Source organism: Streptomyces sp. NPDC054841, from assembly GCF_053611045.1.
The window spans coordinates 13,377-31,415 of record NZ_JBSGZO010000051.1 but is presented as its reverse complement, the minus strand read 5'-3'; the positions used below and the strand labels follow the sequence as shown (position 1 = coordinate 31,415).

Annotated in this window: 13 protein-coding genes; 3 read left to right on the top strand and 10 right to left on the bottom strand. The window is 69.3% G+C overall.

The window, feature by feature from the left end:
- Positions 1-15 precede the first annotated feature (15 nt).
- The 4 genes from ACWGI8_RS10550 to ACWGI8_RS10535 all read right to left on the bottom strand — a co-directional run bounded on the left by ACWGI8_RS10550 (position 16) and on the right by ACWGI8_RS10535 (position 4,468).
- The gene (locus ACWGI8_RS10550; RefSeq protein WP_453659748.1) at positions 16-1,905 is read right to left on the bottom strand and encodes a DUF4153 domain-containing protein; all 1,890 of its coding nucleotides are present in this window, start codon (positions 1,903-1,905) and stop codon (positions 16-18) included.
- Between the two features lie 200 nt (positions 1,906-2,105).
- Positions 2,106-3,014, bottom strand: coding sequence for an ADP-ribosylglycohydrolase family protein (locus ACWGI8_RS10545; RefSeq protein ID WP_453659747.1), 909 nt, complete (start codon positions 3,012-3,014; stop codon positions 2,106-2,108).
- Positions 3,015-3,026: 12 nt separating this feature from the next.
- Complete coding sequence (locus ACWGI8_RS10540; RefSeq protein WP_453659746.1) at positions 3,027-3,686, bottom strand: histidine phosphatase family protein; 660 nt, start codon at positions 3,684-3,686, stop codon at positions 3,027-3,029.
- A 176-nt stretch (positions 3,687-3,862) separates the two neighbouring features.
- Entirely contained in the window at positions 3,863-4,468 is a 606-nt protein-coding gene (locus ACWGI8_RS10535) for a YdbC family protein (protein ID WP_453659745.1), read from the bottom strand.
- 90 nt (positions 4,469-4,558) lie between these two features.
- Here ACWGI8_RS10535 and ACWGI8_RS10530 point away from each other — a divergent pair, with 90 nt between their 5' ends.
- Both ACWGI8_RS10530 and ACWGI8_RS10525 read left to right on the top strand, forming a co-directional pair.
- Positions 4,559-5,518: a DUF1152 domain-containing protein gene (locus ACWGI8_RS10530; protein WP_453659744.1), complete on the top strand. Its 960-nt coding sequence runs from the start codon at positions 4,559-4,561 to the stop codon at positions 5,516-5,518.
- A 109-nt stretch (positions 5,519-5,627) separates the two neighbouring features.
- On the top strand, positions 5,628-6,158 hold the full coding sequence (locus tag ACWGI8_RS10525; RefSeq protein ID WP_453659743.1) for a TerD family protein: 531 nt from the start codon (positions 5,628-5,630) through the stop codon (positions 6,156-6,158).
- A 135-nt stretch (positions 6,159-6,293) separates the two neighbouring features.
- On the opposite strand, the gene ACWGI8_RS10520 is transcribed toward ACWGI8_RS10525, so the two are convergent.
- Both ACWGI8_RS10520 and nrdR read right to left on the bottom strand, forming a co-directional pair.
- On the bottom strand, positions 6,294-9,185 hold the full coding sequence (locus ACWGI8_RS10520; RefSeq protein WP_453659742.1) for a vitamin B12-dependent ribonucleotide reductase: 2,892 nt from the start codon (positions 9,183-9,185) through the stop codon (positions 6,294-6,296).
- A gap of 152 nt (positions 9,186-9,337) precedes the next feature.
- Positions 9,338-9,850, bottom strand: a complete 513-nt coding sequence (gene nrdR / locus ACWGI8_RS10515; RefSeq protein ID WP_453659741.1) for a transcriptional regulator NrdR — start codon at positions 9,848-9,850, stop codon at positions 9,338-9,340.
- Positions 9,851-10,330: 480 nt separating this feature from the next.
- Here nrdR and lexA point away from each other — a divergent pair, with 480 nt between their 5' ends.
- Complete coding sequence (gene lexA / locus ACWGI8_RS10510) at positions 10,331-11,125, top strand: transcriptional repressor LexA (RefSeq protein WP_453659740.1); 795 nt, start codon at positions 10,331-10,333, stop codon at positions 11,123-11,125.
- Between the two features lie 85 nt (positions 11,126-11,210).
- On the opposite strand, the gene ACWGI8_RS10505 is transcribed toward lexA, so the two are convergent.
- The 4 genes from ACWGI8_RS10505 to ACWGI8_RS10490 form a co-directional block, all read right to left on the bottom strand.
- Positions 11,211-13,184, bottom strand: a complete 1,974-nt coding sequence (locus ACWGI8_RS10505) for an ATP-dependent DNA helicase (RefSeq protein ID WP_453659739.1) — start codon at positions 13,182-13,184, stop codon at positions 11,211-11,213.
- A 62-nt stretch (positions 13,185-13,246) separates the two neighbouring features.
- Entirely contained in the window at positions 13,247-15,049 is a 1,803-nt protein-coding gene (locus tag ACWGI8_RS10500) for an IucA/IucC family protein (RefSeq protein ID WP_453659738.1), read from the bottom strand.
- 59 nt (positions 15,050-15,108) lie between these two features.
- Positions 15,109-15,873, bottom strand: a complete 765-nt coding sequence (locus ACWGI8_RS10495; protein WP_453659737.1) for a GNAT family N-acetyltransferase — start codon at positions 15,871-15,873, stop codon at positions 15,109-15,111.
- Between the two features lie 84 nt (positions 15,874-15,957).
- Positions 15,958-18,012, bottom strand: a complete 2,055-nt coding sequence (locus ACWGI8_RS10490) for an IucA/IucC family protein (RefSeq protein ID WP_453659736.1) — start codon at positions 18,010-18,012, stop codon at positions 15,958-15,960.
- Between the last annotated feature and the right edge of the window lie 27 nt (positions 18,013-18,039).

Below are 18,039 nucleotides of genomic sequence, written 5' to 3'. Positions count from 1 at the left end.
GCTCTGCTCAGGCCATCAGTCCATGCCGGTGCCCGGGTCGTACTCGTCGAACTCTGAGTCCTCGTCGTACTCGTCGCGCACCTCGCCGTACGGGCCGTCCTCCGCGCACGAGCGGGCGCCGGCCCCGGCGGGCTGCTTCTCCAGGATCGACCGGGCACGCGTCCGGCCCCAACTGGAGGCGTACCACGGCTCGTCCGCATCCTCGAGGTCGCGCGCGATGGTCTTCAGCGCGCAGGAGCGCAGCGGCTCCGGCAGCCCGTCCAGGGCGGGGACGGCATCCGCCGACAGGTCCCGCAGATAGTCGACGTCGATCTTTCCCGTCCTCTCGTAGCGCTGTACGTTCCGCTCCGCGACCAGGGCGTCGGGTGATGCCAGGCCGAAGGTGAGCACGGCGGCTGCGGCACTGGCCGCGACGGCGCGCGGCAGCCAACGGCTCCCGTAGGCCCCCGCGACGATGATCAGTACGATCACCAGGCCCAGCCACAGCTCCATCGCACCGACGAAGACACGCAGCCGCGTCAGCCCGTACGCGTCGACGTACAGGTCCATCCTGCGCAGCGCGGACGCCACCACGACCAACGTGAGCACACAGAGCGTGCCGAGTACCGCCCGCACGAGGGTTCGGTCCCGGGCTCCGTCGCGTGGCGCCCAGCGCAGGGCGAGGCCGATGACGACAAGCGTGAGCAGTGTGGCCCAGAGCAGCTGCCAGAAGCCCTGACGTGCGTACTCGGCATAGGTCAGTCCTGTCTCGCGCAGCACCTTGTCGTATCCGCCGAAGAGCACGGCGAGCTGGACGGCGATGAATGCGGCGAAGAGCAGATTGAGGACGATCAGGGGAAGGGCCCACTCGGCCCGTCCCCTGGCCTTGCCGGGGCTCAGGCTGAGTCGGTCCCAGCGGAGCGGGGCGGCGGCGGTACGCGCTGCGGCGAGGGAACCGGCGAGCCCGATGAGGAACAGGAGGAAGCGCCAGGGGCTGTCGACGGCAGAGATATCGGGCGTCAGTGCGCCGAGCAGATCGGCGAAAGCCGCGTCCGCTCCGGCGAACAGCGCGCCGAACACGACGAGCAGGACCGCTGCCACGGCGATCGTGCGGAGGGCAGGCCCCCAGCGGCCGCGCGAACCGTCAGCCCGCTCCCGCAGCCCGCGCCAGCCCCAGACGGGACCGGTGACGAGTGCGTCGAGCAGACCGATCGAGCCGAAGACGACCCCTGGCCAGGTGCGGCCTCCGTGCAGTGCGAGGGAGCCGAGCGCCAGGGCGGAGACAACGGCGAGGAAGGTGGGCCAGCCGGCGTCGCGCACTGCGGGAACGACCAGCAGCGCAAGGCCGCCCACCGCCCAGAGCGCCGTCCAGGGACGGAGCCGACGACCCGCGGAACGGGCGGCGAAGAAGGCGGCGAGCGTGGCCGGCACGGCCACGATCAGCAGGTTCACCCCGAGACCGTCACCCAGCAGCCAGGCACTGAGCAGCGCGGTGGCGAGAGCACACCAGAGCGTCTCGACGCGCACGCCGACCGGTGGGCCCGGCCGTATGTGGGCCAGCCACGGTTCGGGCGGCTGGGCCGGCGGACGCCACGGCTGCTCGTGCTGGTGCCACTGCGGCGTCGGCCCGTGAGTGGCAGCGTACGCGCGCCCGTGCCCGTGCCCCGGCGCGTGCCCTGGCCCTGGACCGGCGCTCCGCCCCTGAGCCGGCGCGGACGAGGCCGTGGTCCGTGCGTCGGCGCTCGCCTGCTCGTGCGTCAGGCCTTCGTCCTCGTGCCCGCTCTGATCGGGTATCCGGCGCCGGCCCTCGTCCGGGCCCCGGTCGAGAGGATCCCGGTCCCGGCCGCGCGGCTCGCGGCCGGGCCGGTCCTCCGGGTCCGGCCCGTCGGCCTGCGGTGGTTGTGGTGCGGACGGTATGTCTGACACGGGACCCCCTCCAACCGGGCCCTTGTGCGGCCGCGCGTCGGCACGCACGCCCCGGTGTCTCGTCGGCGCACACCCGTCATGATCAACGCGGCGGCGTGGCCGAAAGGGTAGCCCCCCCGCAAAGCGGCGCGCGTGGTCACGATCGCGCTGTAGCAGGACCGTGACAGTGGATCCCGTTTCACACGATGCTCAGACTGCGCTCAGCCGACATGGGCAGGCAGCCAGCCGGGGAGAGCCTCGGTCCGATCCAGCCATGCCGCAGGCGGAGCCCCGGCCTCGGCCGACGCGACCACTCCTCCGGTGATCGCGCAGGTGGTGTCGACGTCACCACCTACCTGCGCGGTCGTCCAGAACGCCTGCTCAAAGTCGCCGAGCGCCCGGGCGGCGGACCAGAGCGCGAACGGCACGGTGTCGTGTGCGCTCGTGCGGCGGCCGCTGCCGAGCACCGCAGCGACCGTCCCTGCGTCGCCGTAGTCGAGCATGTCGCGTGCGCGGCGCAGCCCGGCCCCCACCGCGCTGCGAGGAACGAGCGCGATCACCCCGTCGAGCAGCTCGGCGGGCGCGGGCGGTCCCGCCGGGGAGGCGACGAGCGCCGCGGCCGCCGCGACGGCCATGCTGCCCACCACGGCCTCGCGGTGCTGGTGCGTGGTGTAGGAGGAGATCTCGGCCTGGTGCGTCGCCTGCTCGGGGTCGTCGGCGTACCAGGCCCCGAGCGGGGCGATGCGCATCGCGGCACCATTACCCCACGACCCCTGTCCGTTGAACAACGCCGAGGCGAGTTCTCGCCAGTCGCCGCCCTCGCGGATCAGCCGGAGCATCCGGTTCACCGCGGGCCCGTAGCCGCGGTCGAAGTCGTGGTGATCGGCGAAGGAGCGGGCGAGCACGTCCTGGTCGATCCTGCCGTGCCCGGCGAGCACGGCCAGCACGGAGCAGGCCATCTCCGTGTCGTCGGTCCACTGCCAGGGTCCGGGCGGCAGCTCGCGCCGCTTCAGCAGCGGAAGGTTCGAGGGTACGAAGAACTGGGAGCCCAAGGCGTCTCCCACGGACAGCCCGCGCAGGCTGGCCAGGGCGCGGTCGAAGCGCCGGTCGAGAGAGGAATCAGCGGTCATCGCACCGCCACTCTATCCGGTGATCCCGTACGACTCGGGTGTGCGCCAGGACTCGAAGGGCCTGTCCAGCGTGTACCGCCCGTCCTCACCGAGCTGCAGCGTCCTCGTCTCGGCGTTGTCCGGGTTCGAGAGCGACTCGAATTCGGCCACCGACCAGTGGAACCAGCGCATGCAGAACAGCCGCATGGTCAGTCCGTGGGTGACGAGCAGGACGTTGGGCGGATGGTCGGGCGCCTCGAAGCTCCGGTAGAGACTCTCCAGGAACGCACCCACCCGGTCGTACACATCGGCACCGGATTCGCCCTGTGCGAACCGGTAGAAGAAGTGCCCGTAAGCATCGCGGTACGTTTTCTGCAGGCGGACGTCCTCCCTGTCCTGCCAGTTCCCCCAGTCCTGCTCGCGCAGTCGCGGCTCCTCCCTGACCCGGACGAGCTCCGGGTCGAGACGGAACGCCTGGAACGTCTGATGGGTGCGCCGGTAGGGGGACACGTAGACACTGACCCGCTCCCGCCCGAACAGCTCACGCAGTCGTTCCCCCGTCGCCTCGGACTGGCGCCGGCCTCGCTCGGTGAGTCTCAGCGCATGGTCGGGCTCACGTTCGTACACCGAGTCGTCGGCATTGCCCTCGGACTCTCCATGTCGGACAAGGACGATGCGCCGCGGTCGTGCCATAGGACAAACCCTAGATCGGGCCGCGATCGGCCGGGCAGCCACCCGGACTCCATCCGGCGTATCCATCCAGGCTTATCCATCTGGTGCAACGGTCCCGGTGTATGCGTCCGGTGGGAAACGGACCCTGCGAGAGGAACGGTTCAGCAGTCGGATTCGCGCCCTCCGACCGCACGCGATCACACTGTCCAGGAAGGCTCGAGCTCCACGACGTCCCCCGCCAGCGCGGCGACATCCGCCTCGGTCTGCGCACGCAGGGACAGCCGTTCCACCCGCTCCACGCGGTACTTGCCGTGCTCCGCGGCCGACTGCCACATCGACAGCACCAGGAACTCGTTCCCGGGGGCTTCGCCGAAGAGTCCGCGGACCATTCCCGGCGACCCCGCCATGGCCGGGTTCCACACCTTCTCCTGCATCAGGGAGAAGTGCTCGACCCTGTGTGCGTGCACCTTGCAGTGCGCGACGCGCACGACATCGGCATCGGTGAAGCGCGGTTCGAAGCCGGTCTTCACATCGAAGCGATGGTCGAAGAGCTTGGCCTGCGTGTCCTTGTACGTGCCCGACTGCGCGGACGCCAGGCGGTCGTGCGATCGCGCCATGAACGAGTCGTAGAACGCGCGGGTCTCCCAGAACGCGAAGACATGGGCGACATCGGGCCGCCCGCGGCTCCACCCTCCGCCCTGCCCCCGGAATCCCGGCTCACCCAGCAGCCCCGCCCACTTCCGCTGCCCCCGCTCGAACCCTCGACGGTCCACGACAGTGCAGCGAATCCACTTGACCAGCACCGCGCCATCGTACGGCCCGGAACGTGGCCTTGGTCACGCTCCGGCTGAAGGCGACACCCCCTGTGCCGCTGTTCCGCCCAGAATGATCACGTGACCCCGTTGCATCTGAACCCCCTTTTCGCGCGCCTGGAGTCCGCCGAGCGCATCCTCATCGCGGGCGCCGGAGGCGGCTTCGACATCTACGCCGGCCTGCCGGTGGCGCTCTCGCTGCTCCATCAGGGCAAGGACGTGCACCTCGCCAATCTGTCGTTCAGCTCGGTCGAAGGGCTGCCGCTCGACTCCTGGCTCGCCCCCGATGTAGCGACCGTCGAGCCCACGACGTCGCTCCACCAGAGCTATTTCCCCGAGCGCACCCTCGCCCAGTGGCTCGATCGGCACGGCTACCCCAGCACCGTCCACGCCTTCGCCCGCGTCGGAGTACAGCCGCTGCGCGCTGCCTACCGGGCACTGATCGAGCGGTACGAGATCGACGCGGTCGTCCTGGTCGACGGTGGTACCGACATCCTCATGCGCGGTGACGAATCAGGGCTCGGCACGCCGGAGGAGGATCTCACCAGCGTGGCCGCTCTGTATGGACTCGACGTACCCGAGCGTCTGGTCCTCTCGCTCGGCTTCGGTGTCGACGCGTACCACGGAGTGAGCCACGGCCTCGTTCTGGAGAACATCGCGGCCCTGGAGCGTGACGGCGCGTATCTGGGCAGCTTCTCGGTCTCCCGTACGACCCGGGAGGGTGCCCTCTTCGTCGACGCCGTGGCTCACGCCCAGGAGCACACTCCTGACCAGCCGAGCATCGTCAACGGATCCATAGCCGCCGCGGTCCAAGGCGCTTTTGGAGACGTCCAGTTCACTTCACGTACTCGCGGAAGCGAACTCTTCATCAATCCCTTGATGTCGCTCTACTTCACCTTTGAATTGGAGGGCATTGCTCGACGCTGTCTCTATCTCGAAAGAATCGAGCACACCCAGTTGATGCGCCAGGTCAGCAGTGCCATTGAGCTCTTCCGCGATGAGGTCGTACGTCAGCGCCCCGCCCGGCGCATCCCGCACTGACCATGGCGGCCGAAACTCTCCGCCGTGCGGCCTTCCACGCGTGACAACATGGTGTCCCGCAGGGGGCGTTGACGTCCGCAACGGCCGTCCACGAGGAAGGTGAAACAGGGTGAGCAGTTTCAGCAAGGGGCTCCGGAAGGTCCAGGTGACGCTCAAGTGGGACCCCAGCCCCATCGGTGCTCCCGCCAATGATCTCGACATCGTCGCCGCGACGTATTCCGCAGACGCGACGCACGGCAAACCCGCGTACCTGGTGCACTTCGGCAGCCGGTCACCGGACGGGACCATCACCCTCAACAGGGACAGCGAGACCGGCCAGGGCTTCGGCTCGGACGAGATCATGACCCTGGAACTCGACCGCCTGGCCGACGGCTACACGCGCGTCGTGGTGGGTGTGGTCATCCAGCAGCGCACCGGGGAAAAGAGGTTCTCCGACATCACGAACACCGGCGTACGGATACTCGAGGGCCCCGTCGAGCTGGCGAGCGACGACCTCTCGGGCGTACCGGACGCCACCGCCGCGACGATCGCGGAGTTCACCCGGGGTGACACCGGCGAGTGGCGCCTGCACACGGTCGTCCGTGGTTTCGACGCCGACCCTGCCGAGTTCGCCCAGCTGATGGGCACCGTGTCCTCCTGAGCGACAGTCTCGGTCGCGGTGCTCCGCCGCGCTCACGCCATCCACACCGAAGCGTGAGGGGCGGGTACCGACCATCGGTCAGTACCCGCCCCTCACCTCAGCCGCCAGGAGATTCGACCCCGACGGCGCTCGGAATCAGCTGCAGCCGCTGGTCGAGCCGCAGCCCTCGCAGATGTAGCACGAGCCGGCCCGCTGCATCTTCGTACCGCACGAGAAGCACAGTGGCGCGTCCGCACTGATGCCGAGCTGCATCTCGACGAGCTCGGCAGAGGTGTGCGCCTGCTTCGGCGCCGGAACCTCGGCCTTCGGCGGGGCGACCGCCTTCAGCGTCTCCTGCTGGCGCGGAGCCGACTGCGCCAGTCCCTCGACGTCCACCTCGGACTCGTCGATGGACTGCTCGTACGAACCGGTCTCCAGGTGGCGCTGGCGCTCCTCCGCGGAGTGGATGCCGAGCGCGGAGCGGGTCTCGAAGGGCAGGAAGTCCAGCGCCAGGCGGCGGAAGATGTAGTCGACGATCGACTGCGCCATCCGCACGTCCGGGTCGTCCGTCATGCCGGCCGGCTCGAAGCGCATGTTGGTGAACTTCGAGACGTACGTCTCCAGGGGCACGCCGTACTGCAGACCGACCGAGACGGCGATCGAGAAGGCGTCCATCATGCCCGCGAGCGTCGAGCCCTGCTTGGACATCTTCAGGAAGACCTCGCCGAGACCGTCGTCCGGGTAGGAGTTGGCGGTCATGTAGCCCTCGGCGCCGCCGACGGTGAAGGAGGTGGTGATGCCGGGACGGCCCTTCGGGAGGCGCTTGCGGACCGGGCGGTACTCGACGACCTTCTCGACCGCGGTACGGATGGTCTCCTCGGCCTTCTCGGTGATCTCGGCCTTCTCCACCTCCTTCTTCTTGGCGGAGAGCGGCTGGCCGACCTTGCAGTTGTCGCGGTAGATCGCGAGCGCCTTGACGCCCATCTTCCACGCCTCGAAGTAGATCTCCTCGACCTCTTCGACGGTCGCCGTCTCCGGCATGTTGACCGTCTTGGAGAGGGCACCGGAGATCCACGGCTGGATCGCGGCCATCATCCGGACATGGCCCATCGCGGAGATGGAGCGCTCGCCCATGGCGCAGTCGAAGACCTCGTAGTGCTCGGCCTTCAGGCCCGGCGCGTCGATCACATTGCCGTGGTCGGCGATGTGGGCGACGATCGCCTCGATCTGCTCCGGCTGGTAGCCGAGACGGCGCAGTGCCTGCGGCACGGTGCCGTTGACGATCTGCATCGAGCCGCCGCCGACCAGCTTCTTGAACTTGACCAGCGCGAGGTCGGGCTCCAGGCCGGTGGTGTCGCAGGACATCGCGAGACCGATGGTGCCGGTCGGGGCGATGACGGAGGCCTGCGAGTTGCGGAAACCGTTCTTCTCGCCGAGGCGGATCACGTCCTGCCAGGCCTCGGTGGCGGCGGCCCAGATCGGCGTGTCCAGGTCGTCCATGCGGACGGCCGTGGTGTTGGCGTCGGCGTGCTGCTTCATGACGCGCTTGTGCGGCTCGGCGTTGCGGGCGTAGCCGTCGTACGGGCCCACGACCGCGGCGAGCTCGGCGGAGCGCCGGTACGACGTACCCGTCATCAGCGAGGTGATCGCGCCGGCCAGGGCGCGGCCGCCGTCGGAGTCGTACGCGTGGCCGGTCGCCATCAGCAGGGCGCCGAGGTTGGCGTAGCCGATGCCGAGCTGGCGGAAGGCGCGGGTGTTCTCACCGATCTTCTGGGTCGGGAAGTCGGCGAAGCAGATGGAGATGTCCATCGCCGTGATGACGAGCTCGACGACCTTGGCGAAGCGCTCGACGTCGAAGGACTGGTGGCCCTTGCCGTCGTCCTTGAGGAACTTCATCAGGTTCAGCGAGGCCAGGTTGCAGGACGTGTTGTCCAGGTGCATGTACTCGCTGCACGGGTTCGAGCCGTTGATCCGGCCGGACTCGGGGCAGGTGTGCCACTGGTTGATGGTGTCGTCGTACTGGATGCCCGGGTCGGCGCAGGCCCAGGCGGCCTCGGCCATCTTGCGGAAGAGGGACTTGGCGTCGACCTCTTCGATGACGTCGCCGGTCATGCGGGCGCGCAGGCCGAACTTGCCACCGGACTCGACGGCCTTCATGAACTCGTCGTTCACACGGACCGAGTTGTTGGCGTTCTGGTACTGGACGGACGTGATGTCGTCGCCGCCCAGGTCCATGTCGAAGCCCGCGTCGCGCAGCGCGCGGATCTTCTCCTCCTCCTTGACCTTGGTCTCGATGAAGCCCTCGATGTCCGGGTGGTCGACGTCGAGGATGACCATCTTGGCGGCACGGCGGGTGGCACCGCCGGACTTGATCGTTCCCGCGGAGGCGTCGGCGCCGCGCATGAAGGAGACCGGGCCGGAGGCGTTGCCACCGGAGGACAGCAGCTCCTTGGAGGAGCGGATACGGGAGAGGTTCAGGCCGGCGCCGGAGCCGCCCTTGAAGATCATGCCCTCTTCCTTGTACCAGTCGAGGATCGACTCCATGGAGTCGTCGACGGACAGGATGAAGCAGGCGGAGACCTGCTGCGGCTGGGGCGTGCCGACGTTGAACCACACCGGCGAGTTGAAGCTGAAGATCTGGTGCAGGAGGGCGTACGCCAGCTCGTGCTCGAAGATCTCCGCGTCAGCGGGCGAGGCGAAGTAGCTGTAGTCCTCGCCGGCCTTGCGGTACGTCTTCACGATCCGGTCGATGAGCTGCTTGAGACCGGTCTCGCGCTGCGGAGTGCCCACGGCACCGCGGAAGTACTTGCTGGTGACGATGTTGACCGCGTTCACCGACCAGAAGTCGGGGAACTCGACGCCACGCTGCTCGAAGTTGACCGAGCCGTCGCGCCAGTTGGTCATGACGACGTCACGGCGCTCCCAGACCACCTCGTCGTACGGGTGCACGCCGGGGGTGGTGTGGACACGCTCGATGCGCAGGCCCTTGGCCGCCTTGGATCCCTTGGCTCGGGAGCCTCGTGCCGGGCCGCTCGTCGTCTCTGTCATGCCGCCTCCCATATACGGGCAAAAACGCCCTGAAGTGCCCATATCTTCCCGTGGGCACAGTCTTTGTCTGATGCCGCAGGCGCCGCGCAGCGCCCGTGGCAGGTCCTTTGCCGCTCCATGGCCGATCAGCAGGCCTCGCCGGGCCCGGCCGATCAGTCGGCGGCGGTGGCGGGCACGGGGACCTCGGAGGCCCCGCCGGGCCCGCGCTCCTCTACAGGTGACCGCTGATCGCGGAGCTCCGCGATGGCGGCCTCGAAGTCTTCGAGCGAGTCGAACGCTCGGTACACGGACGCAAAGCGCAGGTACGCGACGAGGTCGAGCTCCTGCAACGGGCCGAGTATGGCCAGCCCCACGTCGTGGGTGGTCAGCTCGGCGCTGCCGGTGGCGCGCACCGCCTCCTCGACCCGCTGGCCGAGCTGAGCGAGAGCGTCCTCGGTGACCGGTCGCCCCTGGCATGCCTTCCGCACGCCGGAGATGACCTTGGTACGGCTGAAGGGTTCGGTCACCCCGCTGCGCTTGATCACCATCAGCGAGGCGGTCTCCACCGTCGTGAATCGACGGGAGCAGTCGGGGCACTGGCGGCGACGCCGGATCGACGTACCGTCGTCGGTGGTCCGACTGTCGACAACACGGCTGTCCGGGTGCCTGCAGAAGGGGCAGTGCATGGCTCCCAACCCTCCTTCACAGCACGACTGAATAGCCCCGACAGGGGCGATCAGGCCCCCCTCGCGGCAGCCCCAAGCATAGGCGATCGCCACGGCCTTGAAGGACCAGGGACCACAACTTCTAGGTGGCTGAGACAATCCAACCACTAGATCTGGGGTTCGGCCGCCAAGATGCGCCCCAGCGCGTGTCGCGCGGTGCGGGCACACCCGGCCGGCCACGAGGGTACGGGAGAGGCGCGGCTACCCGGATTCCGGGGCCCTGGATGACACACTGGGGGTACACCCCCGCGGCTTCGCGCTCCGGCGGTGAAGGTTACCGTGATGGCCCGGATCGCCGACCCGACCGCAGCCTGCCTATACACCCAGTCACATACACGCGTCAGGTGATCTGCGATTTTTCACTCGAACGTGTGTTTGGCGCAACCTTTCGAAAGCAACTACCGTTGTCCAGCTAGGGAGACCATCTCGAGAGGGGCCGACGTGACCACCACCGCAGACAGTGCCACCATCACTGCCCAGGACCGCTCCCAGAACCGATTCGAGCCGGTGCATGCCATGAATGACGCAGCCACGCCCCCGGAGGGGGCTGAGCCCTCACGACCTGCGCGCTCGCTGCCCGGCCGGCCACCAGGGATCCGCGCCGACAGCTCCGGCCTCACGGACCGGCAGCGGAGGGTCATCGAGGTGATCCGCGACTCCGTGCAGCGGAGGGGATACCCGCCGTCGATGCGTGAGATCGGCCAGGCGGTGGGTCTTTCCAGCACCTCGTCCGTCGCCCACCAGCTGATGGCCCTGGAGCGCAAGGGGTTCCTGCGCCGGGACCCGCACCGGCCGCGTGCGTACGAGGTGCGTGGATCCGACCAGCCGAGCACTCAGCCGACGGACACGACCGGCAAGCCCGCCGCGTCGTATGTGCCGCTGGTCGGCCGGATCGCCGCCGGTGGACCGATCCTCGCGGAAGAGTCGGTCGAGGACGTCTTCCCCCTTCCCCGGCAGCTGGTCGGCGACGGAGAGCTGTTCGTTCTGAAGGTCGTCGGCGACTCGATGATCGAGGCCGCGATCTGCGACGGGGACTGGGTGACGGTCCGCCGCCAGCCGGTCGCGGAGAACGGTGACATCGTCGCCGCGATGCTGGACGGCGAGGCCACGGTCAAGCGTTTCAAGCGGGAGGACGGCCATGTATGGCTGCTCCCCCACAATGCCGCGTACCAGCCGATCCCTGGTGACGAGGCAACGATCCTCGGCAAGGTGGTGGCGGTGCTTCGGCGGGTGTGAGCACACCTCGTCGGCTCTGACCGGGCCCCGGGACCCACTGCGCCGGTCCCGGGGCCCTGTTGTGCCACGGCGTGCCCGAGCCCTGTTACTTTCCGTCGGCCTTTGCGGCGGCATCGATCGCCGCCAGCGAGCGGCGCACCTGATTACGGTCCGTCGTGTACCAGAAGTCGGGGAGTGACGCCTTCAGATAGCTGCCGTAGCGGGCCGTGGCCAATCGCTGATCCAGTACGGCGACCACACCTCGGTCCCCCGTCGCCCGTACGAGACGGCCCGCGCCCTGTGCCATCAGCAGCGCCGCATGCGTGGCAGCGACGGCCATGAAGCCGTTGCCCCCGGCGTCCTCGACGGCCTTCTGGCGGGCGCTCATCAGTGGGTCGTCGGGGCGCGGGAAGGGGATCTTGTCCATGACGACCAGCTGGCAGCTGGCGCCCGGCACATCGACGCCCTGCCAGAGCGACAGCGTGCCGAACAAACAGGTCTGAGGGTCAGCCGCAAAGTTCTTGATCAGCTCGCCGAGTGTCTCCTCGCCCTGGAGCAGGATGGGGAACTCCGGGATGCGGGAGCGCAGCTCCTCGGCCGCAAGCTGAGCGGCCCGCATCGAGGAGAACAGACCGAGCGTGCGGCCGCCGGCTGCCTGGATCAGCTCGGTGAGCTCGCCGAGCATGTCGTCCCGGTCACCGTCGCGCGCGGGGCGGGCCAGATGCTTGGCGACGTAGAGGATGCCCTGCTTCGGGTAGTCGAAGGGCGAGCCGACATCGACGCCCTTCCACACAGGCACGTCCTCCCCTTCCGTGCCCTCCGGAGCCAGCCCGAGCGACGCGCCGACGCCGTTGAAGTCACCGCCGAGCCTGAGCGTCGCGGACGTCAGAACCACCGACCGGTCGGCGAAGAGTTTCTCGCGGAGCAGCCCCGAGACGGAGAGCGGTGCGACCCGCAGGGAAGCCCCGAAGCGGTCGTGGCGTTCGTACCAGACGACGTCGTACTCGGAGCCGTTGGTGATCCGCTCGGCGACGTCGTGGATGGTCTCTACCGAGGCAAGGGCCTGCTTGCGCACGGCGTCCTCGTCCTGGACGGACTTGTCGCGGGTGGAACCGAGCGCGGAGATGACCGTACGGGCGGCGTCACGCAACGCCATCAGTGCGTACCCGAGGTCTTCGGGGATCTCTTCGAGGCGTCCCGGGAGCGCGAGCTCCATGAGCCGCTCGAATCCCTCGGCCGCCGTCTGGAGCTGATCGGCGGCCTTCTCGTTCACCAGCTTGGATGCGCGGCGCACCGCGCGGTTGACCTGGCCGGGGGTGAGCTCTCCCGTGGCGACGCCGGTGACCCGGGAGACGAGCTCATGGGCCTCGTCGACGATCAGCACTTCGTGCTGGGGCAGGACCGGGGCGCCCTCGATCGCGTCGATGGCGAGAAGGGCGTGGTTCGTGACCACGACGTCCGACAGCTTGGCGCGCTCCCTGGCCATCTCGGCGAAGCACTCCGCGCCATAGGCACACTTGCCGGCGCCCAGGCACTCCCGGGAGGACACGGAGACCTGGGACCACGCACGGTCGGAGACGCCCGGGGTGAGGTCGTCGCGGTCGCCGGTCTCCGTCTCGTCCGCCCAGTCGCGCATGCGGAGCAGGTCCTGGCCCAGCTTGCTGGTGGGCGCGGCGGCTTCGAAGGGGTCGAAGAGGCCGTCCTCCTCTTCCTGCGGGACGCCCTCATGGAGGCGGTGCAGACAGAGATAGTTCGACCGCCCCTTGAGCATGGCGAACTCCGGGCGGCGGCGCAGCAGCGGATGCAGCGCATCCACCGTCCGCGGAAGGTCGCGCTCCACGAGCTGGCGCTGCAGCGCGAGCGTCGCCGTGGCCACTACCACACGCTCTCCGTGGGCCAGGGCGGGCACCAGATACCCGAGGGACTTTCCGGTGCCGGTGCCGGCCTGGATGAGCAGGTGGGAGCCGTCGTCGATGGCCGCGGCCACGGACTCGGCCATGGTGACCTGGCCAGGCCGCTCCACCCCGCCGACTGCGCTGACCGCGGCGTGGAGGAGCTCGGGGAGAGATGGCTTCGTCATAGACCGTCCACCCTACGGGGCCCCACTGACAGCACGATTACATACCGGTTCGGACAGGGCCATCAGCTGGTGCTCAGCGGATTGAGGACCGTGCCGTGGACCGCGGCGTGCGGGCGCTCGGAGCGGTCGCGGTAGCCGTCGAGGTGGAGCCGGTTGCGGTTCAGACAGAGACGCTCGATACGCGGAGTGAGCAGGTCGAACATCTCGTAACGGTCCTTGAGCTCAGGGAAGCGGGCCTGGTGGCGCAGGATCTCCGACCGTACGAGCGACCAGAACACGTCCTCCGGCACGTCGAGTTGTTCCTCGCACAGCGGGGCGAGGTAGCGGAATACGCCGACGAAGAGACCGGAGTGGATGAACTGGGTGAGGAAGTCGGGTTCCTCGGTGAGGAGGATCTCGCGTACCTCCTGGGGCATGGTGTCATGCTCGGGCAGCGGCTGGGCGCTGACGTTCACGTCGTCGACGAAGTCCTTGATCGCGAGCCGTACGGGCACGTCGTGGTCGTCGAAGACGACGATGGCGTTCTCCCCGTGAGGGGAGAACACCGTGCCGTAGCGGTAGAGGAAGTGCAGCAGGGGCGGCAGCAGCGCGGCGAAGAGGTGCTGCAGCCAGGCGGCGGGGGCGAGTCCGGAGCGCCGGACCAGCTCCGCTGTGAACGCGCGCCCGTCCGGGTCGGTGTGCAGGAGCGAGGCGAGGGTGCGGGCCCGCTCGCCTGTCGGCAGCCGCAGCGGTTCGCGCCAGATCGCCCCGAGGAGCTCCTTGTACTGGTACGGGACCTCGGGAAGGCGGTCGTAGTGCGGGTGCTCGACCGTGACGGATGCGACCTCGCCTTGCAGGATCACCCCGCACTCGTCGCGCAGGAAGGGGTCGGCGTCGCGCAGCCTGTGGACCCACGCGGTGACGGCCGGTGCCGCGAGGGTGCGCTCGGTGGGCAGTCCGCGCCAGACCAGTGTGTTGAGGACGGAGAGTGGGAGCTTGACGGTGTGCCGGTCGGGGCGGCTGGTGTTGAGGAAGGTACGGACGGACTGCTGGGGCAGCCGGAGATCGCTGTCGGTGGTCAGCGGGACGATCTCGCCCCGGGCGATGGAGGGTGCGTAGAGGGACAGCAGCACGTGGTCCCACTGCCATGGGTGCACGGGGAGAAAGAGATAGCCACCGGGGTCGTGGCCGCGGGAGCGGAGCTCGGCGGTGAAGGTGTCACGGACGGTGGCGTCGAGTTCGCTGGCGTAGAGGCGGTCGGGGGTCGCGAGCCCGGGAACTCCGCGGTAGGCGGCAAGGCCGGTGCTGACCGCGATCCAGGGAAGGCGGGCGGGTGTGCGCGCCTCCGGGGTCCAGCGCGCGGCGTCGCCGGCGGAGAAGCCGAGGCGGCCCTTGTTGAGGACGAGCCAGGGGTGGCCGGTCTGGTGCCCTTCCAGCGCGGCGTAGTCGAGGTCGGCGAGCCGGGCCACGGAGAGGGCGGTGTGGTCGAGCCTGCAGTCGGCGACCAGTGTCGTGTTCAGTTCACGCACGAGGTGGCCGAGCGTGGCGCCGTCGAGTGCGAGGAAGCGGCGGGCGTCGACGAGGAACCGCAGCGGATCGGTGAAGGGCTCTCCACCGCTTTCGATCGAGTCAGGAGTGACGCGCCAGCTTCCGTACGCGCCGCGCCGGGCCCGGAAGGTGACGGTCTCGCCTTCGTCGAGGCGGAGCGCGTAGCGGTCGCCGCCGCCCTGCGGGAGGGGCTCGATGATCTCCTCGTAGGCGAATTCACCGATCATCTTGGCGAGGAGGCGGCGAGCTGCCCGGTGCCACGTTTCCGAGCTCAGCCCGGCCGGTGCGAGCAGGGCGGGGGGCTGGTCGGAGTCTGGGGTGACAGGGGACTTCGGCACGGGGACTCCTCGATTGGAACCGATGCGGGTCGAGCGGTGTATGTAAGTCAGCGGGTCGTTCACAGCACATGGCTCAGCGCTCTCTCTCGGACCATGAGTGCGGCTCGCTTGTCGGGAAGGTCGACTTCCGCGGAGAAGCGGAAGCCGGCGCTCAGGAAGGCGGACACGGAGGGGGTGTTGCGCAGGTCGGGTTCCGCGACGACGCGTGCACAGCGGGGACGGTGGTCGAGTACGAGGTCGGCCACGGCCCGGAGCACGGTGGTGCCGACGCCGCGGCCGCGGTCGGCGACGCCTCCGATGAGGAGGTGGATGCCGGTGTCGTGGGGCCGGGCCGGGTAGTGGCGTGCGAGCGGGTCGAGGTCGGCTCGGTAGATCTCGAAGTAGCTCATCGGTACGCCGCCGAGGACACCGAGGCAGGGGACGCTGCGGCCGTCGCCGGTGAGCTGGGCGTGCAGATGGGCTTCGGTGACCGACTCCGATCCTGACAGCTCCCAGAAAGCCGCGACGGCAGGGTCGTTCATCCAGCGGCTGATCAGCTGGAGGTCGCGCTCGATACGGACAGGGACGAGCTGGAGGGAGCCGATGGGGGTGGTTGCCGCGCCCCAATCGGGGAGGGCATCGAGGAGGTCCTCGCCGAGGAACGCCGAACTGGCGGCAGCACGGTCGACGGGTGCGGGCGTGGAGGCCCTGTCCGTGGACACGTGGTCTCCGGCTGGTTCGTCCGGTCCGAACAGTGCGATGAGTTCGTCGGGCAGCCGAAGATCCAGGGTGTCCTCGGCACCTCCGCCGGGGCCCGTGTCGGTGCTCGCGTCGGTGGGAGGCATGGGTGGCGCTCTCCTCTCAGCAGTTCGGACGGTCGGAGTCGGGCCCGAGCGGGCCGGGAGCAGGGCAGAGGGTCGGTGTGTCTCTCAGGGGTGGAGGGGATTGGTGATCGTGACGTAGACGGATTGGGTGTCGACCGGGCCGACCAGTTCATCGAGGCCGTGGAGCCGGGTCAGCAGATTGGCCTTGCAGCGCAGGGTGGGGTTCTCCAGCAGCTGCGCGGGCAGGGGTGAGCCCAGTCCGGCGGCCGTGGTGAGGAACTGGCGGAACGCGGCGATGAGGACGCGCTCGTCGGCGAGGCGCTGGGAACCGAAGGCGCCGATGAGGCCGAGGACGTTGTTGATGCCGAGGTAGTAGGCGAAGCGTTCGTCCGCGACGGCGTCGGAGACGAAGGTGTCACTGGCGCTGCCGATGCCGGGGAGCCGGCGTTCGAGGGCGGCGCGGTGGGACTCGCGGAAGTAGTAGCCCTGGTTGTCGCGGTAGCGGCCGCCGACCGGCCAGCCATCGGGGTCGAGAATCACCAGAGTGTTCTGCTGGTGGGCTTCGAGGGCGACTCCTGCTGTGCCGTCCAGCCAGAGCACCGGGCGCACGACCTGGTCGAGGTAGCGCAGGAACCACTCTGCGGAGACCGCGCCGACGGGCCGGCCGGTGAGGGTGGCGAGTCGGCCCACGATCTGGGCGAGGCGCGAGTGCATACGCGGACGGCCGGGCCAGGGCCTGGGCGCGGTGAGGCCCGCGATGCAGACGGCGTCGTCCCCGGCGCTGAACGGGTTGTGCCGGAGCATGACGTCGAGTCCTGGCACGGGTCGGCCGTCGGGGGTGTCGACGGCGAGCCATGCGGGGTCGCGGACGATGTCGAATCCGGGATGGGCGGTCTGCCATTGCCGGGCCAGGCCACTGCGGAGCAGACGGTGGACCTCCACACCACGGTGGAGTTCCTTGCGGAGGTTTTCACGACGGGAGTTGGTGATGCGTACGCCGAGAGAGAGCTTGAGCATGACGGGCGCGCCGGGCCGGTGCACGGTGCGGACCGATGAGGTGGGGTGCCATGGGTCGCCACTGGGGCCGAGATCGTGGAGGAGCCCGGCGTCGATCAGGGCAGCGACCGCGGGACGGTGTCCGAGTTCACGGGCCTGCCAGGGGTGGAGCGGCAACGGCACTGTGGTGGAGGGGAGTTGAAGGCTGCCGACGAGACGAGCAATGAGCTGATCGGCCGGGAGGACGCGGCCTTCCTCGGTCCAGGCCGATTCCGTGGCCAGGACGGTCCGGTCGACGGCCATCCAGTGGAGGGGAAAGGAGCCGTACAGCTCGGGTGAGTAGAGACGGACCTCGGCCTCCGACAGTCCTTCGCGGCTCTTGGGGGTGGGGTGGAGCGGATGTCCCAGAAGCAGTGACTGTTCGGCGGTGAGGAACAGGTCGGCTTCCGGGTCCGGTGCGGGGCGCCTGCGGCGGTCGGTGATGAAGTCGGCTGTGCGCCGGACCGAGTCGGCGACCCTGCCGACGAGATCGGCTCCGTCGGACCGGCGCGGGTCGTGATCGTCCTGACTGGGCTCGGCGTGACGAGGCTCGGCGTGACTGGGCTTGGCGTGGGCGGGCGCGTGCCCCGTGCTGCCCGGCTCGCGGGTGAGGAGGGCGGCGATCGTCACGGCGTCGGCCGCCGGGGCTTCGGCCGGTGCGCCTTCCAGGGCCGGCGTGCCGAAGCGGTGCCAGCCGGCCGCGGACCAGTAGCGGACGGGGACGAGCAGCGCGGTGCCACTGGCAGCAAGCGGGATACGGAGCGTTTTCCCGTTGGGCCGGGCGAGGTCGTTCTCCCGGACCCAGCAGCGGAGCAGGTTCTCAGCGGCGGCAGCATCCGCGGCAACGTGCGGTTCGGCGTGGTCGATCGGGTCGGGGTGGTCGATCGGGTCGGGCTTCGCAGCTCCGGGCACGTCGCCGGACGCGGCCGCTGTGGGGACGGTGGTCATGGCTGGGGACGGAGCGTGTGTGGGGGCGGTCAGTTCGCCGGGGTACCCCGTCAGCTGTCGCGGCACCGTCGCCTGTTCGACCGTGAGGGGGGCGCCCGGCCCGTTCTGACCTCTGTAGTGGGCGGCGGTGGGACGGCCGTCGGGCTCGGGGGCGTCGGGTGCGGAAGTGGGGTTCACGGGGGACTTCCTTGCGTGTCGTCCGGC

What these genes read in the sequence shown, in the direction of transcription:
- ACWGI8_RS10545 (WP_453659747.1), bottom strand. Translation starts at nt 3,014, where the DNA reads ATGACCGCTGATTCCTCTCTCGACCGGCGCTTCGACCGCGCCCTGGCC.
- ACWGI8_RS10540 (WP_453659746.1), bottom strand. Translation starts at nt 3,686, where the DNA reads ATGGCACGACCGCGGCGCATCGTCCTTGTCCGACATGGAGAGTCCGAG.
- ACWGI8_RS10520 (WP_453659742.1), bottom strand. Translation starts at nt 9,185, where the DNA reads ATGACAGAGACGACGAGCGGCCCGGCACGAGGCTCCCGAGCCAAGGGA.
- nrdR (WP_453659741.1), bottom strand. Translation starts at nt 9,850, where the DNA reads ATGCACTGCCCCTTCTGCAGGCACCCGGACAGCCGTGTTGTCGACAGT.
- ACWGI8_RS10505 (WP_453659739.1), bottom strand. Translation starts at nt 13,184, where the DNA reads ATGACGAAGCCATCTCTCCCCGAGCTCCTCCACGCCGCGGTCAGCGCA.
- ACWGI8_RS10495 (WP_453659737.1), bottom strand. Translation starts at nt 15,873, where the DNA reads ATGCCTCCCACCGACGCGAGCACCGACACGGGCCCCGGCGGAGGTGCC.